The 23,657-nt window shown below is 66.7% G+C and carries 23 protein-coding genes and 1 pseudogene; 12 read left to right on the forward strand and 12 right to left on the reverse strand.

What is annotated here, in order from left to right; genetic code table 11:
* Positions 1-2 precede the first annotated feature (2 nt).
* The 6 genes and pseudogenes from BLT78_RS14560 to BLT78_RS14580 all read right to left on the reverse strand — a co-directional run bounded on the left by BLT78_RS14560 (position 3) and on the right by BLT78_RS14580 (position 4,070).
* Positions 3-815, reverse strand: a complete 813-nt coding sequence (locus BLT78_RS14560) for a DUF2182 domain-containing protein (protein ID WP_197673120.1) — start codon at positions 813-815, stop codon at positions 3-5.
* A complete protein-coding gene (locus tag BLT78_RS14565; RefSeq protein WP_090349658.1) occupies positions 812-1,459 on the reverse strand; it encodes a DUF1326 domain-containing protein in 648 nt (215 codons plus the stop codon). The genes BLT78_RS14560 and BLT78_RS14565 overlap by 4 nt, the downstream gene beginning before the upstream one ends.
* A gap of 125 nt (positions 1,460-1,584) precedes the next feature.
* The gene (locus BLT78_RS14570; protein ID WP_090349659.1) at positions 1,585-2,520 is read right to left on the reverse strand and encodes a LysR family transcriptional regulator; all 936 of its coding nucleotides are present in this window, start codon (positions 2,518-2,520) and stop codon (positions 1,585-1,587) included.
* A gap of 233 nt (positions 2,521-2,753) precedes the next feature.
* On the reverse strand, positions 2,754-3,011 hold the full coding sequence (locus tag BLT78_RS14575; protein ID WP_090349660.1) for a DUF2790 domain-containing protein: 258 nt from the start codon (positions 3,009-3,011) through the stop codon (positions 2,754-2,756).
* 218 nt (positions 3,012-3,229) lie between these two features.
* Positions 3,230-3,346 (reverse strand): annotated as a pseudogene (locus tag BLT78_RS21445) (hypothetical protein); the annotation flags it as partial.
* Positions 3,347-3,419: 73 nt separating this feature from the next.
* Positions 3,420-4,070, reverse strand: a complete 651-nt coding sequence (locus BLT78_RS14580) for a HEPN domain-containing protein (RefSeq protein ID WP_090349661.1) — start codon at positions 4,068-4,070, stop codon at positions 3,420-3,422.
* A gap of 183 nt (positions 4,071-4,253) precedes the next feature.
* On the opposite strand from BLT78_RS14580, the gene BLT78_RS14585 reads away from it, so the two are divergent.
* From BLT78_RS14585 to BLT78_RS14600, 6 genes are all read left to right on the forward strand, one after another.
* Complete coding sequence (locus tag BLT78_RS14585; RefSeq protein WP_090349662.1) at positions 4,254-4,814, forward strand: DUF4339 domain-containing protein; 561 nt, start codon at positions 4,254-4,256, stop codon at positions 4,812-4,814.
* Positions 4,815-4,951: 137 nt separating this feature from the next.
* Positions 4,952-5,455: a hypothetical protein gene (locus tag BLT78_RS21890; protein ID WP_331715131.1), complete on the forward strand. Its 504-nt coding sequence runs from the start codon at positions 4,952-4,954 to the stop codon at positions 5,453-5,455.
* A complete protein-coding gene (locus BLT78_RS21895) occupies positions 5,456-6,052 on the forward strand; it encodes a helix-turn-helix transcriptional regulator (protein WP_331715153.1) in 597 nt (198 codons plus the stop codon).
* Positions 6,046-6,201 carry a hypothetical protein gene (locus tag BLT78_RS21450; protein WP_157719548.1) on the forward strand — a complete coding sequence of 52 codons (156 nt, stop codon included), beginning with the start codon at positions 6,046-6,048 and terminating at the stop codon, positions 6,199-6,201. The genes BLT78_RS21895 and BLT78_RS21450 overlap by 7 nt, the downstream gene beginning before the upstream one ends.
* A gap of 50 nt (positions 6,202-6,251) precedes the next feature.
* Entirely contained in the window at positions 6,252-7,022 is a 771-nt protein-coding gene (locus BLT78_RS14595) for a ubiquinol-cytochrome C chaperone family protein (protein ID WP_090349663.1), read from the forward strand.
* Complete coding sequence (locus tag BLT78_RS14600) at positions 7,015-7,965, forward strand: hypothetical protein (RefSeq protein WP_090349664.1); 951 nt, start codon at positions 7,015-7,017, stop codon at positions 7,963-7,965. Before BLT78_RS14595 ends, BLT78_RS14600 begins: the two co-directional genes overlap by 8 nt.
* A gap of 218 nt (positions 7,966-8,183) precedes the next feature.
* On the opposite strand, the gene BLT78_RS14605 is transcribed toward BLT78_RS14600, so the two are convergent.
* The 5 genes from BLT78_RS14605 to thiI all read right to left on the reverse strand — a co-directional run bounded on the left by BLT78_RS14605 (position 8,184) and on the right by thiI (position 14,171).
* Positions 8,184-9,728: an ATP-binding protein gene (locus BLT78_RS14605; RefSeq protein WP_090349665.1), complete on the reverse strand. Its 1,545-nt coding sequence runs from the start codon at positions 9,726-9,728 to the stop codon at positions 8,184-8,186.
* A 158-nt stretch (positions 9,729-9,886) separates the two neighbouring features.
* On the reverse strand, positions 9,887-10,213 hold the full coding sequence (locus BLT78_RS14610; RefSeq protein WP_090349666.1) for an XRE family transcriptional regulator: 327 nt from the start codon (positions 10,211-10,213) through the stop codon (positions 9,887-9,889).
* On the reverse strand, positions 10,206-10,571 hold the full coding sequence (locus BLT78_RS14615) for a type II toxin-antitoxin system RelE/ParE family toxin (RefSeq protein ID WP_090349667.1): 366 nt from the start codon (positions 10,569-10,571) through the stop codon (positions 10,206-10,208). Before BLT78_RS14615 ends, BLT78_RS14610 begins: the two co-directional genes overlap by 8 nt.
* 187 nt (positions 10,572-10,758) lie before the next feature.
* A complete protein-coding gene (gene typA, locus BLT78_RS14620) occupies positions 10,759-12,579 on the reverse strand; it encodes a translational GTPase TypA (protein WP_090349668.1) in 1,821 nt (606 codons plus the stop codon).
* A gap of 134 nt (positions 12,580-12,713) precedes the next feature.
* Positions 12,714-14,171, reverse strand: a complete 1,458-nt coding sequence (thiI, locus tag BLT78_RS14625) for a tRNA uracil 4-sulfurtransferase ThiI (RefSeq protein ID WP_090349669.1) — start codon at positions 14,169-14,171, stop codon at positions 12,714-12,716.
* Between the two features lie 328 nt (positions 14,172-14,499).
* Between thiI and glnA the strand changes: the two genes are divergently transcribed.
* The 4 genes from glnA (at position 14,500) to ntrC (ending at position 19,436) form a co-directional block, all read left to right on the forward strand.
* Positions 14,500-15,906 (forward strand): type I glutamate--ammonia ligase, encoded by a 1,407-nt coding sequence (gene glnA / locus BLT78_RS14630; protein WP_090349670.1) that lies wholly within the window; start codon positions 14,500-14,502, stop codon positions 15,904-15,906.
* Between the two features lie 180 nt (positions 15,907-16,086).
* The gene (locus BLT78_RS14635) at positions 16,087-16,572 is read left to right on the forward strand and encodes a DUF4124 domain-containing protein (RefSeq protein ID WP_090349671.1); all 486 of its coding nucleotides are present in this window, start codon (positions 16,087-16,089) and stop codon (positions 16,570-16,572) included.
* 351 nt (positions 16,573-16,923) lie between these two features.
* Complete coding sequence (gene glnL, locus BLT78_RS14640; RefSeq protein WP_090349672.1) at positions 16,924-18,009, forward strand: nitrogen regulation protein NR(II); 1,086 nt, start codon at positions 16,924-16,926, stop codon at positions 18,007-18,009.
* Complete coding sequence (gene ntrC, locus BLT78_RS14645; protein WP_090349673.1) at positions 18,006-19,436, forward strand: nitrogen regulation protein NR(I); 1,431 nt, start codon at positions 18,006-18,008, stop codon at positions 19,434-19,436. The genes glnL and ntrC overlap by 4 nt, the downstream gene beginning before the upstream one ends.
* 166 nt (positions 19,437-19,602) lie before the next feature.
* Here ntrC and BLT78_RS14650 read toward each other — a convergent pair whose 3' ends face one another.
* Positions 19,603-20,862, reverse strand: coding sequence for an MFS transporter (locus BLT78_RS14650; RefSeq protein WP_090349674.1), 1,260 nt, complete (start codon positions 20,860-20,862; stop codon positions 19,603-19,605).
* Between the two features lie 313 nt (positions 20,863-21,175).
* Between BLT78_RS14650 and BLT78_RS14655 the strand changes: the two genes are divergently transcribed.
* Positions 21,176-21,928 (forward strand): helix-turn-helix transcriptional regulator, encoded by a 753-nt coding sequence (locus BLT78_RS14655; protein ID WP_157719549.1) that lies wholly within the window; start codon positions 21,176-21,178, stop codon positions 21,926-21,928.
* 122 nt (positions 21,929-22,050) lie between these two features.
* A complete protein-coding gene (locus tag BLT78_RS14660; RefSeq protein WP_090349676.1) occupies positions 22,051-23,574 on the forward strand; it encodes a 4-hydroxyphenylacetate 3-hydroxylase N-terminal domain-containing protein in 1,524 nt (507 codons plus the stop codon).
* Positions 23,575-23,657 lie beyond the last annotated feature (83 nt).

The raw sequence follows: 23,657 nt of genomic DNA on the forward strand, positions 1-23,657 counted from the left end.
GCTCAGCCCGCCAGTAGCGTCGCGCCCCACAGCAGCAGCGCGACGCCGCCCAGCCGGCCCAGCCAGGGCCCGGCCGGCAGCAGCTTCTCGACCAGCACCCAGAGGCTGAGACCGACGATCCAGTACAGGTTCATCAGCCCGCCGACGAACAGCAGCGCCATCAGCAGCCAGCAGCAGCCCAGGCAGTAGCTGCCGTGGGCCATGCCCAGCCACAGGCTGCCGCGCCGGCGCTGGCGGGTCAGCAGCTCCAGCGGCGAGCGGCAGTGGCGCAGGCAGGCACTCTTCAGCGGTGCCAGCTGCCAGGCGCCGGCGACCAGCAGCAGGCCCCCGGACAGCACGGCCTGCTGGCTGCGCAGCAGCGGGTCGAGCAGCTGCAGGCTGCCCAGCCACCACTGTGCGGCGGTGGCCAGCAGGCTGAACGCACCCCAGGCCAGCAGGTAGCCGGCGGCGAAACCGGCCGCCGCGCCGTAGGGCGGACGCTGCGGGCGCATCCGCCGGTTGAGCGCGGCGACCAGCAGGATCACCGGCGCGGCGCTGGGCAGCATCATCGCCAGCATCATGCTCCACCACATGGCGAACATCAGCAGCGCGTAGCGCCAGCCCCACGCCGGCGCCGCCATGCCGTGCATACCGGCCATCTCGTCCATGTCTTTCATGCCATCCATGCCCGGCATCGCCCCCGCGTCCGCCGGCCCGGCCAGCGGCAGGTGCATGCCGGCGCCGGCGAGCAGCCAGCCCCAGGCCAGCGCCAGCACCACGGCCAGCGCCGCCAGCGACAGCCAGCGGTCGCGGCGCAGCAGCGCCTCCAGGCTCACGGCCGGCTGCCGTGCACCACGCCGTCGCGCGAGTGGCGCAGCAGGTTGAACTGCCCGTAGGTGTCGGCGAGATCGAGGCGGATGGCGCCGGTCGCCGTGGTGGTAGCGCTGCCGATCTCGGCCAGCTCGAACTCGATGCCGTTGGGAATGTCGATGCGCACGCGGTGCTCGTCGCCGGTGGCCGGGCTGACGATCGGCCGGCCCACCGACTCCAGCACGCCGGGAATGCTGACCCGGGCCCGCCGCGCGTCGATGTCGACCGTGCAGCCGATGGGCAGGAACAGCGGCTCGTGCACGCGGTCGCACATCGCGTGGAACACCCACCAGTGGGTGGCGCCCGCGCTGGTTTCCTCGCCGTGCAGGATCTTCACCAGCGCCTCGCGCTGGGCGGCGTCGGCCGAGGCGTCGACGATGGCCTGCATCTCGCCGCAGCCCTCGAAGATCGGCCCCGGCCAGGCGTACAGCAGCGCGGCGCGCAGGCCGGCAAGATCGGTGGCGCCGAAATGCCCGCGATCGATGCGCACCACCTCGAAACCGCGGCAATAGCCCTGGCTGGGCAGGCCTTCGAACTGACAGGGACAGGCATGGATGCAACTGCAACTGCCGAACTCCACCCCTTCCACATACCAATCGACGGCGCTCATGGCAGACCTCCTCGCGCAGCGCTACCCCCGGCCGGCGCGCGCCGGTCAGCGCAAGTGTTGCCCCTCGCTCAGTCTAATCCGCGCACCGCGCCCAGGACCGACCGTTGATCCAGCGCCGCCGGCGCTCAGGCCCAGTAGGCGGGATTGTCGAGATCGGCCGTGTCGCGGGCGAGGATGCGCGGCAGTTCGCTCTTGAGGAACTCGATCCAGGTTCGGATCTTGGCGTCGAGGAAGCGCCGCGACGAATACAGCGCGTACAGGCTGCGCTCGTGCAGCTGCCAGGCGGGCAGCAGGCGCACCAGGCTGCCGTCGCGCATGGCGTGGGCGGCGACGAAGTTGGGCAGCAGGCAGACGCCCATGCCGGCCACCGCCGCCTGCACCATGGCCTCGGAGACGTTGACCTGGAAGCCCTGGCCGGGATCGATCACCTGGCGCGAGCCGTCGCGCTCGAACACCCAGTCGCCCGGGTACACCGGGTCGACCAGGCTCAGGCAGCGGTGCCCGCGCAGCTCCTCGGGCGTCTGCGGCGTGCCGTGCTGACGCAGATAGGTCGGCGCGGCGCAGACCACGCTGTAGATCTGGCCGAGGCGCTGGGCGACCAGCTCGGAGTCGGGCAGCCCGCGCGAGTGGGTGATCACCACGTCGTAGCCCTCCTCCAGCAGGTCGGGATTGCGCTGCGACAGGGCCAGGTCGAGGTTGACCTCGGGATAGACGCGGGCGTACTCGGCGGCCAGCGGCACCATGTAGTGGATGCCCATGCCGGTGAAGGAGTGCACGCGCAGGCGGCCGCGCGGGGTGATCAGCGCGCCGCTGGCCTCGGCGGCGGCGGCGTCGACCTCGGCGAGGATCTGCCGGCAGCGCTCCAGATAGCGCTCGCCGACCTCGGTCAGGCGCAGGCGCCGGGTGGTGCGCTGCAACAGACGGGCGCTGAGGCTGCTCTCCAGGTCGGACACCTGGCGCGACACCTGGGCGGTGGACAGGCCGAGAGCCTGGGCGGCGGCGGTGAAACTGCCACTGTCGATGACCCGCGCGAACACGCGCATCGCCTGCAGTACATCCATCGCCTACTCCCGGAGGTGACGGCGCGCCGGTGGCGCGGCCAGTTGCCGGCAAAGATAGCGCACACACGGGGCGGAGCTGAACCGGACGGGGAGCGGCAGGAGCGCAGACGAGCGCCAGCGACCGGATAGCGACGGGACGGCGAGAGGGGGGCAGCGGATGGAGCGGGCCGTCACTGGCCCGTCACCGGCAACAGGCTGCCGCCGGCGGGCGGCATGGCCTGGCAGCGGGCCGGTCACTCGCAGAGCGGATCCTGCTTGACGTAGTCGACCACGTGCAGCTCGCCCTGCGAGTCGCGGTAGGTCATGCGGCTGTTGACCGGCTCGCAGCGGCCGTGCGGAGCTTCCTTGATGCTGACCAGCTCGGCGACGTCGAGCTGCATGCCGTAGCTGTAGGGCACCGGCTGCACGCCGCTGTCGGCATGGGCGGGCTGCTCGGCCATCACACCGGCCGAGGCCAGCAGGGCAACGATGAAGAAGACGGGTTTGCGCATCGCGGGGACCTCAGGTGGACAAGGAGGGAACGCTCGCGGAGGGGCCTCCGCGGGCGTGAGCACATTGTCCGGCAGCGCTAATGCTCGAAAAATCGTGGTTCCGACAAGCGACTATTACCTAATGCGCAACAATACCCCTCATGCTTCGCCGCAAGCCGCGCACAAAAAAGCCCCCATCGGCGACGCCGACGGGGGCCCGGTTCAGCTCAGCAGACGGCTCAGACCTTGCTGCGCTCGTAGCGCTTGCGGTCGTTCTCGTTGAGCATCTTCTTGCGCAGGCGGATCGACTTCGGGGTGACTTCCACCAGCTCGTCGTCACCGATGAACTCCAGTGCCGCCCCTGTACTGCAGCTCGGATCAGTGCTTGAAGTCCCCATTACTGCCCGCAGCCGCCATGACGGCCCATCGCTATTCCATTACAACCGGATAGCAAGCATCGCCCCACAGGGTGTCCGGGTTGTCCATCATCAGCTCGATGATCAACGGCACCAGCTTGCCCAACAGGCTCACGCAGTCGCGCAACTGCTCGCGGTTGACCGCGCCATCCCAGGTCGCACCGCCATGCATCAACTGGTTGCGCAGGGTGTAGATGCGGTTGAACAGCACCCCGAGCAATGCCGGTGTATCGCCGCTGGCCAGCGCCTGCTGGGCCGCCCGCTTGCCGCTGGCGAAGCGCCTCTTCCACTCGTCCGCACCGATCTTGCCGTTCTGGTGCTCCCAGAAGCTCTGGAACACGTAGGGATTATCCAGCAGCACGCGGATGCTGCCGGAGAACTCCCGCCAGACCAGCCCGTCGATACGCCTGCCCCTGTCCAGGCTGCAGAGCTTTTCCAGGAACGCCTTGAACGCCTCCTGCTCGGACAAGCGGTAGCGCTCGTCGATCTCGCTGGCGTAGGCGGCGTTGAAGGCAATCCACAGGAAGATGAAGCGCCCGTCACGATCCTCAGCCTGCTCGGCCCGATCCAGCCAGCTCAGCGCGCGATGCAGGCGCAGGCGGAGGTTGGGGTGCTGGCTGTCGCGCTCCTGGCGATGGCGCTGCTTCAAGACGGCATGCTGCATGGTGTGACTCCCTGTTGTAATGGCTCAAAGATACCCGATCGATCCGCCCCCGATCCCCCGCCCCCTGCCGCTGCAACGTGCTCGCGGCGAATGCGACGCGCCCTGTCGCAGCCACCATGAACAATACCTGCAAGGCCCGACCCCACACACGGGCCAAGCCATGGTCGCCAAGGAGCTTGCCGCATGCACGACGACACCCCCAACGTAGCCCTGTGGTTCTACGAAGCCAACGGTGAACGGCACGGAACCCTCGACGAAGCGCAGATGATCGGACTGATCCGCGCAGGACGACTCGACCGCGACACGCCGGTGTGGAAAACCGGCTACACCGACTGGCGACTACTCGAAGAAACCGAACTGCGCGCCCACCTCGACGCACGCTCGCCGGCGCCGCCGAGCGGCCGGCATGTCGACAACAGCCTCGTCTGGCTGCTGGCCTTTGCCCCGCTGCTCGGCTACCTGCTGGAGTGGCTGCTGGCCTTCGCCCTCGACAGCAGCGCCATCGGGGTCCAGCGCGCCATGGCGGAATCCCGCTACTGGTACATGACCCTGGGCCTGAACATCCTGCTGGGCGTACTGGACGAACAGTACCTGCGCAGTGCCGGCCACAACACGCGAGCCTTCCGCGGCTGGGTCTGTCTCGGACCGGTCTACCTCTACCGGCGCGCCTGGCACCTGCAGCAGAGCCTGAACTACTGCGTCGTCTGGCTGCTCACCTGCGGCCTGCTCCTGCTCCGGGCATGACCGGGCGCTCCGCCGTCGCGCCCGAGGAAAAGCCGATTCCGAGCTTTTCATGCTGGCAAACTGCCGGCACACTCTCTTACACTAAAAATGTGACGTCAATCACATGACAGGCATAGTACCGACACGGAAGCCGTAACATGTCCGAAAGCAAGGACCCCCTGTTCCGCTACCTCGCCCTGCTGCAGCTGATCCCGCGCTGGCCGGGACGCATCTCGACCCCGACCCTGCAGGAAAAGCTCAGGGACAAGGGCTTCGAGGTCGACATCCGCTCCCTGCAGCGCGACCTGCGCGACAAGCTGGCACGGCGCTTCCCGATCATCTGCGACGAAAGCCAGCGCCCCTACCGCTGGAGCCTCGACCGCGACGCCGCCCACGGCCTGCCGGCCATCGACACCGCCTCCGCGCTGGCCTTGCACCTGGCCGAAAGCCACCTGAACCACCTGCTGCCGCAGAGCGTGCTGGACCAACTCAACCCGCACTTTCGCAGCGCCCGCGACTACCTCGACGGCATGGAGCGCAACGGCCTGGCGCACTGGGCGCGCCGCGTGCGCGCCCTGCCCAACGGCAAGGCCCTGCTGCCCGCGCCGCTGCAACCGGCGATCTGGACCCTGGTCTGCACCGCCCTGCTCGAGCGCCGCTAGCTGCGGGTCGACTACCTCAGCCGCAGCAAGGGCGACGCCAAGCGCCTGCGCATCCACCCCGCCGGCCTGGTGTCGCGCCACTCCAGCAGCTACCTGATCGGCAGCGCCAACGACTACGCCGACCTGCGCCAGTTCGCCCTGCACCGCATCCAGCGCGCCGAACTGCTCGACGCCCCGGCCCGCGAGCACGACGGCTTCGACATCGACCGCTACATCGAAGGCGGCGCCTTCGCCTGGCGCCAGTCGCCCGACGAAGTCGAGCTGATCGCCGACGTCGCCCCGCAGACCGCCTGGCTGCTCGGCGAAACTCCGCTCAGTCGCCAGCAGCGCCTCGAAGCGCTGCCCGGCAGCGACTGGCAACGCCTGCACGCCCGCGTGCCGCTGGACCAGGAAACCCTCTGGTGGATCTTCGGCCTCAACGACCAGATCCGCGTGCATGCGCCCAAGGTCTGGGTGGAGGAGATCGGCCGCAAGCTGCAAAGCCTGCAGAAAATGTATGCCACCCCCGCCGCCTGCGACACAGTCTGTCGCACGGATGTGGAAACTGGAGATCAGGCACCAGACACCACCCTCACCCGGGAGAACGCCCCATGCTGAAGAACATCCTCGCCGCCGTTGGCCTCTACTTCGTCGCCAAGAAGGGCTACGAGCATTATCAGGAATACAGCGAGTTGAAGCGGGAGAAGGAGGAAAAGGAAGAACAGCTTAAGCAAGACCCGGACGTGCAGGTAGGCAGCAGCAAGTGAAAACCAGGGCGATCGCTTTCCAGTAACAAGTGGGGTAAGGAGTCGCAGTAATGACCGAAATCGATATCAGCAATACCCGACAGCTTCTGCAGCATGCCAGCAACGAAGATCTGGAGCCGCTCGTCGAGTACATCCTCAAGACCAAGACCGAGGCGCTCTCGGATCACGTAGACTTCAAGCGCTGGCAGCCGGATCATCGGCGTTATACAGGGGCGATCTTCGACGAACTGCGCCTGTTCGGCGGCAACAGCTTCGCCAATCTATGGCGCAAGAGCGGGCCGTCTTATATCGAGCTGGTGCGGGATGTCGCTGACAAGTTCAAGGTCAAGAATACCGGCTCCATGGAACTGACCGAGCTGGAGGAGGCTCTGGTCCAGTCCATCCTGCGTCAGGCTCTGGAGAAGTCCTCCGGCGAAGATCGTCGGGCGCTGGAGGAGATCCTGTGCGAGGCCGGACTCGACAATAGCAAGATGGCTGCCCTGCTCAGTGGCTCTGCGCTGAGTGGCCTGGTTGTGCCGGCCGTGGCGCGCCTGATCCTCTATCGCAGCTCGATGGTGATCGGGAACTCGATAGCTCAGCAGGTGCTGGGGCATGGTCTGCGCAGTGCGGTGATCGCCAGTGGCACCTTTGCTGGCGGGCGTGCTGTCGCCGCCCTGGCAGGGCCGGTCGGCTGGGTAATTGCCGGAGTCTGGACCGCCGTGGATCTGGCCGGTCCTGCTTACCGCGTGACCATTCCCTGCGTGCTGCATATCGCCATGCTGCGTCTGAAAATTCGTGCCCAAACCCGTACCGAGTTCATGACTGGAGCTTTCGATGGCTGATTTGCAAGTGATCTTCCAAGTGCCTGAGGCTGTTTCTGAAGGTCTGCGAAATGGCACGCTTGAGCGTGTTGGTGGCGTAATCCGTAAGGTTGGCGACAAGCAGATCGTGATGTGGCTGCAGGAAGGTGTGCTGTTGAAGCGAGATACCGCAGAGCAACTTCTGAAACAGGGAGGTGAGCAGATACAGCTGTTACGTCAGCAGTCGGAGCAACTCATTCAGCTGGGCGTGCAGCAGCAGATGCTGATGGGGTTGCAGGTTGCCAATCTGGCCGTGAGTGTAGTGGGCTTCGCTCTGGTATTGTACAAATTGCAGGGGCTTGAAAGACAGCTCACGAGTATGGACAGCAAGCTGGATGGCATCCGCCAAGGCGTGGAATGGTTGGATGCCAAGCAGATGATCGAGCGGCTGGCGCCATTGCATAGTGCCTTGCAGCATCTGCGTGAAGCCGGACTGTACCGCAACCCTGCATTGATGCAGCAGCAACTTGTCATTGCCAGCGACCGGCTGACTGAAGGGCAAAGCTATTTTGCTGGCCTGATCCGGCATGTGCAGGGGAATCGGCTGGAGTATTTACAGGCTGCGGAGCTGAGCGCGGCATATCGTGGCTGGGTAATGTCGGCTCAGGGCAGGATGCAGATTCTGTCCCATTTGGGTGAAATGGATCTTGCGGCAAAGGTCGCCAGCGAGTTCAAAGATCGGCATGGCGACTTCGGCAGACAACTGCAGCAGACTTTGGCTGATCCGGCGGCGCTCCTGCACTCTGGTCATGAACGCGAAGGCCATGCTCACCTGCTGGATATGGCCCAGCAGGCGGTCGGCGCGCATGAAATCATCCGTGGCAATGTATTGCAGCTGGAGTTCATGCGTGATGAGCACCTAGCCTTGCCTGCCGTCAGCGCTCCACCAGGGCATCAGGGGCTGGCGTTCTGCCGGGTCGGCTGATGCAGAATCGGCTAACGCCCTCGACCCCACCGGTGAATTTCAGCACTGGGAGCCGCTGGAGAGCAGCGCATGACCGATACCGATACCGATACCGATACCGATACCGATACCGATACCGATAGGCTGTTGCTGCTCATGAGCAACGCAACCCACAATCATTGCCGCTCACACCCGCCATTCCCGCCCCCGGTCGAAGATCGCTACGCGAGTCTTCGACCCTACGGGTGCTCGACCTCAAACCCCACCACACTCCGCCGCTCGCGGCTGAACTCCACCCCGATCAGGTGGATCGGCTCGCCGCGGGCGCGGTACTTGTCGGCGTAGCCCCGCTCGATCAGCTGCTGCAGCGCCTTGCCCTCGGGGACCAGCTCGACCACCTTGAACTCGAACAGGTAGACGTGGCCGTTGAACAGCACGGTCATGTCGATGCGCCCGTGGTGGGTGGTGTCCTCCAGGCGGATGTCCAGGCCGAGGGCGGCGAAGTGGCTGTAGAACACGCTGGCCCAGTAGCCCTCGTACTGGGCGATGGGGTTGTTGCGGTACCAGTCGTGGGGGATGCTGGCGAAGAAGGCTTCGAACAGCCGCTGCAGGCCGGGGAAGTCGTTGGCCAGCAGGCGGTCGTAGAGCTGCGGCAGGTGCGTGGAGGGGCGCGCCGGATTGTCGCCCCAGGCCTGCAGCAGCGCGCTGTTCAGGCTGCTGCGCACTTCGAGGTTGGGGTAGCGCAGGGTCATCTGCAGCTGGCCGGGCAGGCGGCGCACGCTGTCGATGGTCAGGTAGCCGGCCTGGAACATCAGCGCTTCGCTGGGGATCTGCTCGACATCGAAGCTGGACAGCAGCGACTCCAGCGCCATGACCCGCTCCAGATCCGGCAGGAAGGTGCGCCGTGCGGTGAGCAGGTCGATCAGGAAGGTCGGCGTGCCGGTCTCGAACCAGTAGGGGCGGAATTCGCGCTTCTGGAACAGCAGCAGCAGGTCGAACGGGTTGTACACCGAGGTGCCCATCCAGTTGTAGCCGTTGTACCAGCGGCGGATCTCGTCGCGGTCCAGGCCGGCCAGCTCGGGGGCGAAGACCGTATCGACGTCCTCGTCGGTGTAGCCGCAGATCGCCGAGTAGCGGGCATCGATGGTGATGTCGTTGAGGTTGTTCAGCCCGGAGAGCAGGCTGACCTTGCTGAACTTGGAGACGCCGGTGAGCATGGCGAAGCGGATGTGCGCATCGCTGTCCTTGATCACCGAGTAGAGGTTGCGCAGCTCGTCGCGGATCTCGCGGGCGATCTGCGGGCGGGTCAGGTTGTCGAGGATCGGCTTGTCGTACTCGTCGACCAGCACCACCACACGCTGGCCGGCCTGGCGCTCGGCGCTGCGGATCAGCTCGGCGAAGCGGGCGCGACTCTCCGCCTGCGTGCAGGCGAGGCCGAGCGCCTGCTCGTTGATGCTCAGCAGTTCGCCGATCTTGCCCTGCAGGTCGGCGGCATCGCGGATCACCCCGCCGCCGAAACTGAGGCGCAACACCGGATAACGGCGCCCCCAGTCCCACTGGTCATGCACCGCCAGCCCGCAGAACAGCGGCTCGTTGCCCTCGAACAGTTCGGCCAGGGTGTCGAGGAACAGGCTCTTGCCGAAGCGCCGCGGCCGGGACAGGAAGTAGTACTTGCCCTCTTCGATCAGCTGCCGGGCGATGGCGCTCTTGTCGACGTAGTAATGCCCTTCCTCGCGGATCTCGCGGAAGGTCTGGATACCGATGGGCAGCTTCTGGCGGGGCATGGCGGGCAACCTGGGGCAACATGCGCCGATTGTAGTCCATGCGCCGATGCAAAAAGCCCCGCCTGACTCTCGCCAGGCGCGCCTGCAGGGTTTCCAGCGAGCAGGTCAGCGCGGTGCCGATGGCCGTGGAGACCTGGGCAAACCGGAACAGACCGGCATCACATCGGAGTTGCCTTCCCCAAATCGGCAAAGTTGCTGATTTTCACCGCTCCATCGGGAAAACGGGCGACCACCTCGAGCTCGCCGCCCATGGCCTCGATATGGCTGCGCAGGGTTGAGAGGTACATGTCGGCGCGCTTCTCCATCTTGGCGATGGCCGGCTGCTGCACCTGTAGCACTTCCGCCAGCATTTTTTGCGACAGCCCACGTGCCTGGCGCAGCTCGTTGAGCGGCATCTCGGCCAGCATGGCCTGTGCAGCACTCTCGGCTTGAGCGCGTGCCTCGGCGGACATAGCGGCGCGTAGTTCGGAGAATTTCTTAGCCATCTATCAACCCCTCCTGGCGCAGTTGTTCGAGATGTTCCGTGTAGAGGCGATCCGCCAGCGGAACATGTGTGTCATACCAGCGATCGTCGCCGGTCTTGTCTCCACCGATCAGCAAGATCGCATGGCGGCGAGGATCGAAGGCGTACAGGGTCCGAAAAGGGCGACCATCGTGCTGAGTGCGCAACTCTCGCATATGCCCGTATATCGACCCGTTGATGCCGCTGCTGTGCGGAAAACCAAGCGCTGGCCCGCGCTCTTCAAGCAGACGTACCGAAGCGGCTACGGACACCTGCTCGGCCTCGCTCAGGCCAGACCACCAGTCACCGAACTCGTCGGTATATTCGATTTCCCAGTTCATGCGGTGGAATGTAGACGTCGCCAAACATTCCGTCAATGGAATGTACGACGATATGGGTGCCACAGACCGCACAGCCTGCCCTTGCCAGCGGACAACAGTCCAGCCCTCCCTCAACCCGACAACAAAAAGCCCCGTCTGACTCTCGCCAGGCGGGGCTTTTCGGTTCAGCTCAGGGTCGACCCAGCGATCAGACCTTGCTGCGCTCGTAGCGCTTGCGGTCGTTCTCGTTGAGCATCTTCTTGCGCAGGCGGATCGACTTCGGAGTGACTTCCACCAGCTCGTCGTCACCGATGAACTCCAGTGCCTGCTCGAGGGTGAACTTCAGCGCCGGGGTCAGCTGGATGGTCTCGTCCTTGCCGGATGCGCGCATGTTGTCGAGCTTCTTGGCCTTGGTCGGGTTGATCACCAGGTCGTTGTCGCGGCTGTGGATGCCGGCCAGCTGGCCTTCGTAGACCTCGTCGCCCGGGGACAGGAACAGCTTGCCGCGGTCCTGCAGGGTTTCCAGCGAGTAGGTCAGCGCGGTGCCGGTGGCCATCGACACCAGCACGCCGTTCAGGCGGTTGGTGACTTCGCCGGCCTTGATCGGGCCGTAGTGGCTGAAGGTCGAGGTCAGGATGCCGGTGCCCGAGGTCAGGGTCAGGAAGTTGTTGCGGAAGCCGATCAGGCCGCGCGCCGGGATGGTGTACTCCAGGCGGATGCGACCCTTGCCGTCGGGGATCATGTTGGTCAGATCGCCCTTGCGCAGGCCCATCTGCTCCATCACCGGACCCTGGTGCTGTTCCTCGATGTCGATGGTGACGTTCTCGTACGGCTCCTGCTTCTCGCCGGCCTCGTTCTCGATGATCACCACTTCCGGACGGCCGACGGCCAGCTCGAAGCCTTCGCGGCGCATGGTCTCGATCAGCACCGACAGGTGCAGCTCGCCACGGCCGGAGACCTTGAACTTCTCCGGGCTGTCGCCCTGCTCGACGCGCAGCGCCACGTTGTGCAGCAGCTCCTTGTCCAGGCGGTCCTTGATGTTGCGGCTGGTGACGAACTTGCCTTCCTTGCCGGCGAACGGCGAGTCGTTGACCTGGAAGGTCATGCTCACGGTCGGCTGGTCGACGGTCAGCGGCGGCAGCGCCTCGACGTTGTTCTGGTCGCACAGGGTGTCGGAGATGAACAGCTCGTCCATGCCGGACACGCAGACGATGTCGCCGGCGGTGGCTTCGGCCACCTCGACGCGCTGCAGACCGTGGTGACCCATGATCTTCAGGATGCGGCCGTTGCGCTTCTTGCCGTCGGCGCCGATGGCGGTCACCGGGGTGTTGGTCTTCACGGTGCCGCGGGCGATGCGGCCGATGCCGATGACGCCGAGGAAGCTGTTGTAGTCCAGCTGGGAGATCTGCATCTGGAACGGACCTTCGGTGTCCACCACCGGGGCCGGCACGTGGTCGACGATGGCCTGGAACAGCGCGTCCATGTTGTCGTCCATGGCCTCGTGGTCGAGACCGGCGATGCCGTTCAGGGCGCTGGCGTAGACGATCGGGAAGTCCAGCTGCTCGTCGGTGGCGCCGAGGTTGTCGAACAGATCGAAGATCTGGTCGATGACCCAGTCCGGACGCGCGCCCGGACGGTCGATCTTGTTGACCACGACGATCGGACGCAGGCCGGCCTTGAACGCCTTCTGGGTCACGAAGCGGGTCTGCGGCATGGGGCCGTCCTGGGCGTCGACCACCAGCAGCACGGAGTCGACCATGCTCATCACGCGCTCCACCTCGCCGCCGAAGTCGGCGTGGCCGGGGGTGTCGACGATGTTGATGCGGTAGTCGTTCCACTTGATCGCGGTGTTCTTGGCCAGGATGGTGATGCCGCGTTCCTTTTCCTGGTCGTTGGAGTCCATCACGCGCTCGTTCTCGGCTTCCTTGCGGTCGAGGGTGCCGGACAGCTTGAGCAGCTTGTCGACGAGGGTGGTCTTGCCATGGTCGACGTGGGCGATGATGGCGATGTTGCGCAGATTTTCGATCACTGGAGTGTCTTCTCGGTAGATAACGCGGAAATTCGGATGCCGGGCGGATTGTCACCGCCTGCCGGCGACAGTCTGATTAACGACGGCAGTCGGGGGGGCGGTGACGGATGCTGCCGCCGAGCAGGCCGGCCTGCTTAGGCCGGACGATAAACGCGCACATTGGCATGCCCCTCGCTGAGCAGGTGGTGGGCATGCAGGCGGCTCATCACGCCACGGTCGCAGTACAGCAGGTACTGGCGGTTGGCATCCAGTTCCTTGAAACGGTTGTTGAGCGCGTAGAACGGCAGCGCCTGCACCTCGATGCCGGGCAGCGCCAGCGGCTCGTCCTCGGCGGCGTCGGGATGGCGGATGTCGAGGACGATCTGCCCGGGCAGCGCCTCGCGCACCTCCTCGACCTGGACGTCCTCGCCCAGCTCGTCGATCAGGCGGTCGACGGTCACCTTGCGCGCGCGCTCCAGAGCGCGCTCGAGGATGGCCATGTCGAACTGCGCCTCCTCGTGCTCGACGCGGTAGCGCTTGGCGCGGGTGGTCGGGTTGACCGAGATGACCCCGCAGTACTCGGGCATGTTCTTGGCGAACTCGGCGGTGCCGATGCGCGTCGCGGTGTCGATGATGTCCTGCTTGTGCGCAGCGATCAGCGGGCGCAGCACCAGGGTGTCGGTCACCGAGTCGATCACAGAGAGGTTGGGCAGGGTCTGGCTGGACACCTGGGAGATCGCCTCGCCGGTGACCAGCGCGTCGATATGCAGCTCTTCGGCGATTTTCGACGCGGCGCGCAGCATCATGCGCTTGAGCACCACGCCCATCTGGCTGTTGTCGACCTTGGCGAGGATCTCACCGACCACTTCCTCGAACGGCACGCTGACGAACAGCACGCGGTGCGAGCGGCCGAACTTCTCCCACAGGTAGTGGGCGACTTCCATCACCCCCAGCTCGTGGGCACGGCCGCCGAGGTTGAAGAAGCAGAAGTGGGTGAGCAGGCCGCGGCGCATCATCTGGTAGGCCGCCACGGTGGAGTCGAAGCCGCCGGACATCAGTACCAGGGTCTGTTCGATCGAGCCCAGCGGGTAGCCGCCCATGCCCTCGTGGCGGGCGTGCTCGACCAGCAGGCGGTCGTAGCGCGCCTCGAAGCGCACCTCGACTTCGGGATGCTTGAGGTCGATGCCGGCGGCCCCGCACTCGCGGCGCAGGCGGCTGCCGACGTGGGCGGCCAGGTCGACCGAGGAGAAGTCGTGGGTGTTGCCCGAGCGCTTGCAGCGCACAGCGAACACCTTGCCGGCGAGCTTCGCACCAAAATGGTGCTTGCACTTCTCGGTGACGTCGTCGAAATCGCCCAGCGGGTACTCGTGGACCTCGAGGAAGTGGGCGATGCCCGGCGTGCAGCGCAGGCGGGCGAGCATCTCGCGCAGCACCTGCGGATCGCGGGCGGCGGTCTGCAGCTCGACGTTGTCCCACTCGCCCTCGACCCGCAGGTCGGCGTCGAGATCCCTGAGCACCGCGCGGATGTTCTTGCCGAGCTGGCGGATGAACTGCTTGCGCACCGGCCGGCTCTTGATGGTGATCTCGGCGAAGGGTTTGACGATGAGTTTCATGATGGGCGAGGGGTGCAGCAGCCGGGCGGAAAAAAGGGCGCAGATTATAGCGGAATTGCTCAAGCCTTGAGCAGAAATCCGCGCAACGGCAAATTCGCACCAAAATAGGGCTACCGGAGACTTGCAAGCACTTGCTTGGTGCACAATATTGGCTATCCATGTGAGCGCTGCCCCGAAAAGCCCCATATTCCGGGGGCTGGCGTCCATTAACGGGCACTGGCACGCTACTTGCCTATGCAATCGGGCCAAATTTTTCCGGCGGTTTCGGATCCGGGCCAACCAACTCCCGGATACCAATATCCCCCGCCTGCACACCCTGGAGGACAGCATGTCGAAGGCGCTGCAACTGATTCAAGAACACGACGCGAAGTGGGTCGATCTCCGTTTCACCGACCCGAAGGGCCGCCAGCACCACATCACCATGCCGGCACGTGACGCCGACGAAGACTTCTTCGAGCATGGCAAGATGTTCGACGGCTCCTCCATCGAAGGCTGGAAGGGCATCGAAGCCTCCGACATGATCCTGCGCCCGGACGACAGCACCGCCGTGATGGATCCGTTCACCGAAGAGCCGACCCTGATCCTGGTCTGCGACGTGATCGAGCCGTCCACCCTGCAGGGCTACGAGCGCGACCCGCGCGCCATCGCCAAGCGCGCCGAGGAATACCTGAAGACCACCGGTATCGGTGACACCGTGTTCGCCGGTCCGGAGCCGGAGTTCTTCATCTTCGACTCCGTGAAGTACAAGTCGGACATGTCCGGCTCCATGTTCAAGATCTTCTCCGAGCAGGCAGCCTGGAACAGCGACGCCGACATGAACGGCGGCCAGGGCAACAACGGCCACCGCATCGCCGTCAAGGGCGGCTACCTGCCGACCCCGCCGGCCGACCCGGATCACGAGATCCGTACCGCCATGTGCAACGCCCTGGAAGAGATGGGTCAGATCGTCGAGGTGCACCACCACGAAGTGGCCGGCGCCCAGAACGAGATCGGCGTGAAGTTCAACACCCTGGTCGCCAAGGCCGACGAAGTGCAGAACCTCAAGTACTGCGTGCAGAACGTCGCCGCCGCCTACGGCAAGACCGTGACCTTCATGCCGAAGCCGCTGTACGGCGACAACGGTTCGGGCATGCACGTGCACATGTCCATCGCCAAAGACGGCAAGAACACCTTCGCCGGTGAAGGCTATGCCGGCCTGTCCGATACCGCCCTGTACTTCATCGGCGGCATCATCAAGCACGGCAAGGCGCTGAACGCCCTGACCAACCCGTCGACCAACTCCTACAAGCGTCTGGTCCCGGGCTTCGAGGCTCCGGTGATGCTGGCCTACTCGGCCCGCAACCGTTCCGCTTCCATCCGCATCCCGTACGTCGCCAGCCCGAAGGGCCGTCGTATCGAGGCGCGCTTCCCGGATCCGTCGGCCAACCCGTACCTGGCCTTCGCCGCTCTGCTGATGGCCGGCCTGGACGGCATCCAGAACAAGATCCACCCGGGCGATGCCGCCGACAAGAACCTGTACGACCTGCCGCCGGAAGAAGCCGCCAACATCCCGCAGGTGTGCGGCAGCCTGAAGGAGGCCCTGGAAGCCCTGGAAGCCGACCACGAGTTCCTGCTCAAGGGCGGCGTGTTCACCAAGGACTTCCTGGACTCCTACGTCGAGCTGAAGTCCGCCGAGGAAATCAAGGTGCGCACCTTCGTGCACCCGCTGGAGTACGAGCTGTACTACAGCTGCTAAGCCAGGCGCCGGTCGCGCACCGGCACTGACTGCCAGAGAGGCCTCCTGCGGGAGGCCTCTCTGTTTTCCGGGCCGGCGCAACGGCGCTTTGCGTCCGCGCGCACAGCACGCCGGCCCGCCGCTTGCCAGGCGCACGCGGGAATGCAAGGCTGACGCCGCCATCCCGCCACAAGGACTCCCATGCGCCTGACCTGCGTCGCCTGTGCACTGCTGCTCGGCAGCCTGTCCGCCCATGCCGGCGTCTACACCTACCTGGACGCCGAGGGCAACCGGGTGTTCACCGACCAGCCGCGCCGCGCCAATGCCGAGCGCCTCGAACTGGGGCCGCCGGCCGCCGCCGAGGCGCCCGTCCTGCCACCCGTCGCCCCGCTGCCGCCCTACCTGCTGCTGCGCATCGGCCTGCCCCTGCCCGGCGCGGTGATCCACAGCACCGGCGGCCTGCTGGTCAGCCTGGAGAGCGAGCCCGCCCTGCAAGGCGACCATCGCTATCGCCTGCTGCTGGACGGCCAGCCGCTCGGCGAGCCGGGGCGCAGCCCGGTGTTCGCCCTCGCCGACCTGCCCGCCGGCGACCACCAGCTGGCCGCGGAGATCATCGACGGCGCCGGACGCATCGTCGAGCGCACCCCCAGCCAGCCGCTGCGCCTGGAGGCGCCGTCGCCGCCCTGAGCATCGCGCGAGGCGCCGCCGCCTGCACCAGGAACGAACCAGGGCTGCGCCACCCCTGTGCACTCAGCACCAAAATGGTGCAGACAGATATCCTGCACACTATACTCAGATGCCGCCGTGGCGCCGCCGGGGCGCGCCACCAGGCCCGCGCAAGGGCCCACCCCTCCTCCACCGGTGCCCACCCGGCAGCGCCGCAGCCGCGACGCAGCCCTTGCGCGACGCGGCCCCGCCGCCTCCAGGCGCAGCACCGGCCGATGCACAAAAAAGCAGCATGGCCATGCTCCGCAGCGTCCTGCAATCAGTGGCGCGCTTTTTGCAGTAACGGTGCACCTACAGGAGCACATGCTTGCCATGGCCTACGACTCACTGCAGCGCCTGCTGCTCGACAACCTGACCACCGCGGTCATTCTGCTGAATGCCGAACTGCGCCTGGAGTACATGAACCCGGCGGCGGAGATGCTGCTCGGCTTCAGCGGCCAGCGCAGCCAGGGCCAGTTCATCACCGAACTGTGCAGCGAGAGCCCGGACGGTCTGTCCGCCCTGCGCCAGGCGGTCGCCAGCGGCAATCCGTTCACCAAGCGCGAGGCGCAGCTGGTGTCGGCCAGCGGCCAGCAGCTGACCGTCGACTACGCCGCCACGCCGATTTCCGGCCTGCGCGGCCCCCTGCTGCTGCTCGAACTGCACCCGCGCGACCGCCTCATGCGCATCACCAAGGAAGAGGCGCAGCTGGCCAAGCAGGAGACCACCCGCCTGCTGGTGCGCGGCCTGGCCCACGAGATCAAGAATCCGCTCGGCGGCATCCGCGGCGCCGCGCAGCTGCTGGCGCGCGAGCTGCCCGACGAGAGCCTCAAGGATTACACCAACGTGATCATCGAGGAGGCCGACCGTCTGCGGAACCTGGTCGACCGCATGCTCGGCTCCAACAAGCTGCCGCAGCTGACCGCGACCAACATCCACGAGGTGCTTGAGCGGGTGTGCAGCCTGGTCGAGGCCGAGACGCAGGGTCGGCTGGCCCTCGAGCGCGACTACGATCCGAGCATCCCCGAGCTGCTGGCCGACCGCGAGCAGCTGATCCAGGCGCTGCTCAACGTGGTGCGCAACGCCATGCAGGCGATCTTCGGCCAGAAACCGCCGCACGCGCCGGGACGCATCCTGCTGCGCACCCGCACCCTGCGCCAGTTCACCATCGGCCACCATCGCCATCGCCTGGTGTGCCGCATCGAGGTGATCGACAACGGCCCGGGCATCCCCGCGGAACTCAAGGACACCCTCTTCTACCCCATGGTCAGCGGCCGCGCCGACGGCACCGGCCTGGGCCTGGCCATCGCCCAGAACATCCTCAACCAGCATCAGGGGCTGATCGAATGCGAGAGCCAGCCGGGCCGCACGGTCTTCTCGCTGTTTCTGCCGCTTGAACAAGGAGCACCGACCCCATGAACCGACCGGATACCGTCTGGATCGTCGATGATGACCGCTCGATCCGCTGGGTCCTGGAGAAGGCCCTGCAGCAGGCCGGCCTACCCAGCCAGAGCTTCGACAACGCCGACAGCCTGCTCAACCGCCTGAGCCTCGAGCAGCCGAGCGTGATCCTCTCCGACATCCGCATGCCGGGCACCAGCGGCCTCGACCTGCTGGCGCAGATCCGCGACCTGTACCCGCGCCTGCCGGTGATCGTGATGACCGCCCACTCCGACCTGGAGAGCGCGGTGGCGGCCTACCAGGGCGGCGCCTTCGAGTACCTGCCCAAGCCGTTCGACGTCGACGAGGCGGTGTCGCTGGTCAAGCGCGCCACCCTGCACGCCCGCGAGCAGCAGGCGCTGGCCAGCCCCGAGGAGATGGCCAGCACGCCGGAGATCATCGGCGAGGCGGCGGCGATGCAGGAGGTGTTCCGCGCCATCGGTCGCCTGTCGCACTCCAACATCACCGTGCTGATCAACGGCGAGTCCGGCACCGGCAAGGAACTGGTCGCCCACGCCCTGCACCGCCACAGCCCGCGCGCCAGCGCGCCGTTCATCGCGCTGAACATGGCGGCGATTCCCAAGGACCTGATGGAGTCCGAGCTGTTCGGCCACGAGAAGGGCGCCTTCACCGGCGCGGCCAACCAGCGCCGCGGGCGCTTCGAGCAGGCCGACGGCGGCACCCTGTTCCTCGACGAGATCGGCGACATGCCGGCCGACACCCAGACCCGCCTGCTGCGCGTGCTGGCCGACGGCGAGTTCTACCGGGTCGGCGGCCACACCCCGGTCAAGGTCAACGTGCGGATCATCGCCGCCACCCACCAGAACCTCGAGAACCTGGTGCGCGCCGGCAAGTTCCGCGAGGACCTGTTCCACCGCCTCAACGTCATCCGCATCCACATCCCGCGCCTGGCCGACCGCCGCGAGGACATCCCGGCGCTGGCCCGCCACTTCCTCGGCCGCGCCGCCCAGGAACTGGCGGTCGAGCCCAAGGTGCTCAAGCCGCAGACCGAGGAGTACCTGCAGAGCCTGCCGTGGCCGGGCAACGTGCGCCAGCTGGAGAACACCTGCCGCTGGATCACCGTGATGGCCTCCGGGCGCGAGGTGCACATCGACGACCTGCCGCCGGAGCTGCTGCAGCAGCCGCAGGAAGTGCCGGCCGGCGGCAGCTGGGAGCAGGCCCTGCGCCTGTGGGCCGAGCAGTCGCTGACCCGCGGCCAGACCGACCTGCTCGGCACCGCCCTGCCCGCCTTCGAGCGGGTGATGATCGAGAGCGCGCTCAAGCACACCGCCGGCCGCCGCCGCGACGCCGCCCAGCTGCTCGGCTGGGGGCGCAACACCCTGACCCGCAAGATCAAGGAACTGAACATGGCGGTGGAAGGCAGCGACGAGGACGAGAGCGTCTAGACCGGCCGCAGCGTCACACGGGCAAAAAAAGCCCCGGCATGCAGGACATGCCGGGGCAAACAATGGCGAGAGCCTCAGGCGGGGCAACCGACCTGACTCCATCGCCGCTCGGGTCGCACCCCCGAATCGTGCCGAACCTGTCCACGCGCCGGCGTGGACAGGTTCCTCAGAGCGCGGCCTGACCCTGCAGGTCAGCGCGCACCTGCTGGCGCAGCACGCGACGCTGCCCCAGCAACCAGATACAGAACAGCAGCAGCACGCCGCCCTCCAGCGCCAGGGTCAGCGGCGCGCCGATGCGCGCGGCCAGCAGGCCGGCGAGCAGGCCGCCGATGGCGTCGAAGCCGAAGCGCGTCGAGGTGAAGAAGGCCACCACCCGGCCACGCAGGTGTTCCGGCGCCAGGCTCTGCAGCAGCATGTTGATGCCGACGTTGCCCACCGAGATGGCGAAGCCGAGCAGCGCCATGGCGAGCAGCGCCAGCGGCACCGTCTGACTGGCGGCGAAGGCCAGCAGGGCCGCCGCGCCGAGCACCGCGCCGACCTGCACCACGCGCACCAGCCCGGGCAGCGCCTGGCGGGTGGCGAGGAACAGGGTGGAGAGGAAGGCGCCGCAACCGGCGGCGCCCCACAGCCAGCCGAGGGTCTGCGCATCGCCGCCGAACACGTCCTTGGCGAACACCGGCAGCAGCACCGCGTAGCTGGAGGCGGTGATGTTGACCATCGCCAGGCTGACGATCAGCAGGCGCACCCCCTGGTTGCCCCACACGTAGGCGAGGCCCTCGCGGAACACCGCGCCCATCGAACCCTTGGCCCGGCTCGGCGCCTCGACGCGGATCAGCAGCAGGCCGACCAGCAGGGCGAGGAACGACAGGCCGTTCAGGGCGAAGCACCAGGCCTCGCCGGTCAGCGCCAGCAGCACGCCGGCCAGCGGCGGGCCGACGAAGCGTCCGGCGTTGAACAGCATGGCGTTGAGCGCCAGGGCATTGGGCAGGTCGTCGCGGCTGCCGACGAAGCTGCCGATCAGCGCCTGGCGCAGCGGCGTGTCGAAGGCGTTGAGCACGCCGAGCAGCAGCGACATGGCGATGATCAGCGTCGGTCCGATCCATTCCAGCGCGGTGAGCGCAGCAAGCAGCAGGGCCTGGACGGCGAGCAGGGCCTGCACGCCGATCAGCAGGCGGCGCTTGTCGCGGCGGTCGACCCAGGCGCCGGCGAAGGGGCCGACCAGCAGTTGCGGCAACAGCGCGGCGAAGGTGGTGACGCCGAGCAGTGCCGCCGAACCGGTCAGCCGGTAGATCAGCCAGGCCAGGGCGACCTGCTGGATCCAGCTGCCGAGGATCGACACCCCCTGGCCGGCGAAATACAGGCGGAAGTTGACGTGCTGCAGCGCCCGCACGGACGCGGGCCACTGGCGAGCGGCAGATGGACTCATGGCGCCTCCTGCGGCGGGCTACGCCACTTTGGCAGCATCGGCGAAGAAAACGCTGCCGTCCCGAAGGGGGCTCGGCACCCGGGGGCGCCGGGGACGGCAGCACATGATTAACATGTTAACCCTTGCGCGCACGCTTGGCCAGCCCCGCCGTCGCGCGGCAAACGCGGGAGCTGCTCGGCCAGGCGCAGCACCCCGGCGAGGATCAGGCGCACCAGCGCCTGCAGGTTCTGCTCGCGGCCCGGGCGCTGCCGCTCGGCCGCGCGGCGATTACACTTGCCCACCAAGGCCCATCTGGCGAACGAGAACGCACGACATGACCGCATCCCCGACCGGCCAGCCGGCGACCGACTGGCTGCCCTCCGCCGACCTGCTGAACCTGGTCGACAGCCTCGGCGAGGAGACGTTCCTCGACCGCCTGCTCGACTGGGTCCGCGTCGCCCTGGGCGCCGATCAGTGCATGCTGTTCTTCTGCTCCGCCGACAAGAGCGTCTCCACCCTGCTGTACAAGGACTTCGCCGAGGACGAGTCGGCGCGCACCCTGGCGCATACCTACATCAGCGAGCGCCGCTACATGCAGGACCCCAACTTCGCCCTGCTCAAGGAGAGCCCGCCGGGCGCGCTGCACGTCCTGCACCTGCACCACCTCAGCCCGGAGATGGGCCCGACCTACCGCCGGCGGTTCTTCGACGAACCCGGCTTCAAGGACAAGCTGTCGATCATCCGCGGCCACGCGGCGGGCAACTACTACCTCAACCTGTACCGCCGCAGCGGCAGCTTCGGCGAGGTGTTCCACGCTGCCGAGGACGAAACCGGCGCCGCGCGCCTGCTCAGCGCCCTGATCGTCAAGCACTACCAGATCAACCAGAAGATGCTCGCCCAGGGCCCGCTGGCGTTCCTCTCGCACCGCGAGCAGCAGGTCTGCCAGGCGGTGCTGCAGGGCAAGAAGAACGAGATCATCGCCGACGAACTGGGCGTCTCGCTGAACAGCGTGGTCACCTACCGCAAGCGCGCCTACGAGAAGCTCGGCATCTCCAGCCGCGCCCAGCTGTTCGCCCTGTGCCAGTAGCGGCCTGACCGCACCGGCCACCGGCTGTCCCCATTTTCAGGGGACAGGCGCCGCCGCCCGCTTCCCTTAACCTCCGCGCCTCAGCCGTAGTCAGCCACTACAAGAATCGAGAGAGCGTGCCCATGAAACCCGAAAGCCACATCCAGCAAGCCGGTCGCCCGTTCACCGGCGAGGAATTCCTCGCCAGCCTGCGCGACGGTCGCGAGGTCTACTACGCCGGCGAACGCGTCGCGGACGTCACCACCCATCCGGCGTTCCGCAACTCGGCGCAGACCGTGGCTTCCCTCTACGACGCCCTGCACGTCCCGGAAACCAAGGACAAGCTGTGCTGGGCCACCGACACCGGCAACGGCGGCTACACCCACAAGTTCTTCCGCTACGCCCGCTCGCGCGAGGAGATGCTCGAGCAGCGCGACGCCATCGCCGAATGGGCGCGCATGAGCTACGGCTGGATGGGCCGCACCGCCGACTACAAGGCCGCCTTCGGCGACACCCTGGGCGCCAACCCGGAGTTCTACGGCCGCTTCGAAGGCAACGCGCGGACCTGGTACAAGCGCATCCAGGAAAACTGCCTGTACCTCAACCACGCCATCGTCAACCCGCCGATCGACCGCAACAAGCCGAGCGACACGGTCAAGGACGTCTATGTCCACGTCACCCGCGAGACCGCCGAGGGCATCTACGTCAACGGCGCCAAGGTGGTGGCCACCAACTCCGCGCTGACCCACTACAACTTCATCGGCCAGACCGCGGCCCAGGAAATCGGCGACGATCCGGACTTCGCCCTGCTGTTCATCACCCCGATGAACGCCAAGGGGGTCAGGCTGATCTCCCGCGTGTCCTACGAGAAGAACGCCACCGACAGCGCCTCGCCGTTCGACTACCCGCTGTCCTCGCGCTTCGACGAGAACGACGCGATCCTGATCCTCGAGAACGTGTTCATCCCCTGGGAAGACGTGCTGATCTACAAGGACAAGCAGAAGCTCATGCAGTGGGGCTTCGCCGCCGGCTTCGGTCGCCTCTACCCGCTGCAGGCCTGCACCCGCTTCGCGGTCAAGCTGGACTTCCTCGCCGGCCTGCTCGAGCAGGTACTGGAATGCACCGGCGCCATCGACTTCCGCAGCGTGAGCGCCGACCTGGGTGAGGTGGTCGCCTGGCGCAACCTGTTCTGGTCGATCACCGAGCACATGTGCCTGGCCGCCGAGGAGTGGAAGAGCGGCGCCTACCTGCCGCCGGTGGAGTCGGCGTTCAACTACCGCACCTTCGCGCCGATGGCCTACGACAAGATCTTCCACATCGTGAAGACCACCGCGGCCAGCGGCCTGATCTACCTGCCGGGCAGCCACGTCGACCTGCAGAACCCGGAACTCGACGCCGCCCTGGCCCGCTACTGCCGCGGCTCCGGCGACATCAAGCACACCGACCGGATCAAGATCATGAAGCTGATGTGGGACGCCATCGGCACCGAGTTCGGCGGCCGCCACCACCTGTACGAGCTGAACTACGCCGGCACCGCCGACGCCATCCGCATCCAGTGCCTGGGCGCCGCCCGCGCCAGCGGCCAGATGGCGAAGATGCGCGAACTGTCGCAGAAGTGCATGAGCGAGTACGACGTCGACGGCTGGAAGATTCCCGGGCTGAAGTAACCCTCCGCTCCGCAGGAAGCCGGCCCCCGGGCCGGCTTCCTGCGTTCCAGGCCCAGCGGAACCGCTCGTGCAACGGGGCGACC

The organism is Pseudomonas oryzae (assembly GCF_900104805.1).
Taxonomy (GTDB): domain Bacteria; phylum Pseudomonadota; class Gammaproteobacteria; order Pseudomonadales; family Pseudomonadaceae; genus Geopseudomonas; species Geopseudomonas oryzae.

Excerpts from the sequence above, each read along its gene's own strand:
- BLT78_RS14660 (WP_090349676.1), top strand. The coding sequence starts at position 22,051 with ATGAAACCCGAAAGCCACATCCAGCAAGCCGGTCGCCCGTTCACCGGC.
- BLT78_RS14600 (WP_090349664.1), top strand. The coding sequence starts at position 7,015 with ATGGCTGATTTGCAAGTGATCTTCCAAGTGCCTGAGGCTGTTTCTGAA.
- BLT78_RS14595 (WP_090349663.1), top strand. The coding sequence starts at position 6,252 with ATGACCGAAATCGATATCAGCAATACCCGACAGCTTCTGCAGCATGCC.
- BLT78_RS14615 (WP_090349667.1), bottom strand. The coding sequence starts at position 10,571 with ATGAACTGGGAAATCGAATATACCGACGAGTTCGGTGACTGGTGGTCT.
- BLT78_RS14655 (WP_157719549.1), top strand. The coding sequence starts at position 21,176 with ATGACCGCATCCCCGACCGGCCAGCCGGCGACCGACTGGCTGCCCTCC.
- BLT78_RS21450 (WP_157719548.1), top strand. The coding sequence starts at position 6,046 with ATGCTGAAGAACATCCTCGCCGCCGTTGGCCTCTACTTCGTCGCCAAG.
- BLT78_RS14650 (WP_090349674.1), bottom strand. The coding sequence starts at position 20,862 with ATGAGTCCATCTGCCGCTCGCCAGTGGCCCGCGTCCGTGCGGGCGCTG.
- BLT78_RS14610 (WP_090349666.1), bottom strand. The coding sequence starts at position 10,213 with ATGGCTAAGAAATTCTCCGAACTACGCGCCGCTATGTCCGCCGAGGCA.
- BLT78_RS14635 (WP_090349671.1), top strand. The coding sequence starts at position 16,087 with ATGCGCCTGACCTGCGTCGCCTGTGCACTGCTGCTCGGCAGCCTGTCC.
- BLT78_RS21890 (WP_331715131.1), top strand. The coding sequence starts at position 4,952 with ATGTCCGAAAGCAAGGACCCCCTGTTCCGCTACCTCGCCCTGCTGCAG.
- BLT78_RS14605 (WP_090349665.1), bottom strand. The coding sequence starts at position 9,728 with ATGCCCCGCCAGAAGCTGCCCATCGGTATCCAGACCTTCCGCGAGATC.
- ntrC (WP_090349673.1), top strand. The coding sequence starts at position 18,006 with ATGAACCGACCGGATACCGTCTGGATCGTCGATGATGACCGCTCGATC.
- BLT78_RS14575 (WP_090349660.1), bottom strand. The coding sequence starts at position 3,011 with ATGCGCAAACCCGTCTTCTTCATCGTTGCCCTGCTGGCCTCGGCCGGT.
- BLT78_RS14585 (WP_090349662.1), top strand. The coding sequence starts at position 4,254 with ATGCACGACGACACCCCCAACGTAGCCCTGTGGTTCTACGAAGCCAAC.
- glnL (WP_090349672.1), top strand. The coding sequence starts at position 16,924 with ATGGCCTACGACTCACTGCAGCGCCTGCTGCTCGACAACCTGACCACC.
- BLT78_RS14580 (WP_090349661.1), bottom strand. The coding sequence starts at position 4,070 with ATGCAGCATGCCGTCTTGAAGCAGCGCCATCGCCAGGAGCGCGACAGC.
- BLT78_RS14565 (WP_090349658.1), bottom strand. The coding sequence starts at position 1,459 with ATGAGCGCCGTCGATTGGTATGTGGAAGGGGTGGAGTTCGGCAGTTGC.
- BLT78_RS14570 (WP_090349659.1), bottom strand. The coding sequence starts at position 2,520 with ATGGATGTACTGCAGGCGATGCGCGTGTTCGCGCGGGTCATCGACAGT.
- glnA (WP_090349670.1), top strand. The coding sequence starts at position 14,500 with ATGTCGAAGGCGCTGCAACTGATTCAAGAACACGACGCGAAGTGGGTC.
- thiI (WP_090349669.1), bottom strand. The coding sequence starts at position 14,171 with ATGAAACTCATCGTCAAACCCTTCGCCGAGATCACCATCAAGAGCCGG.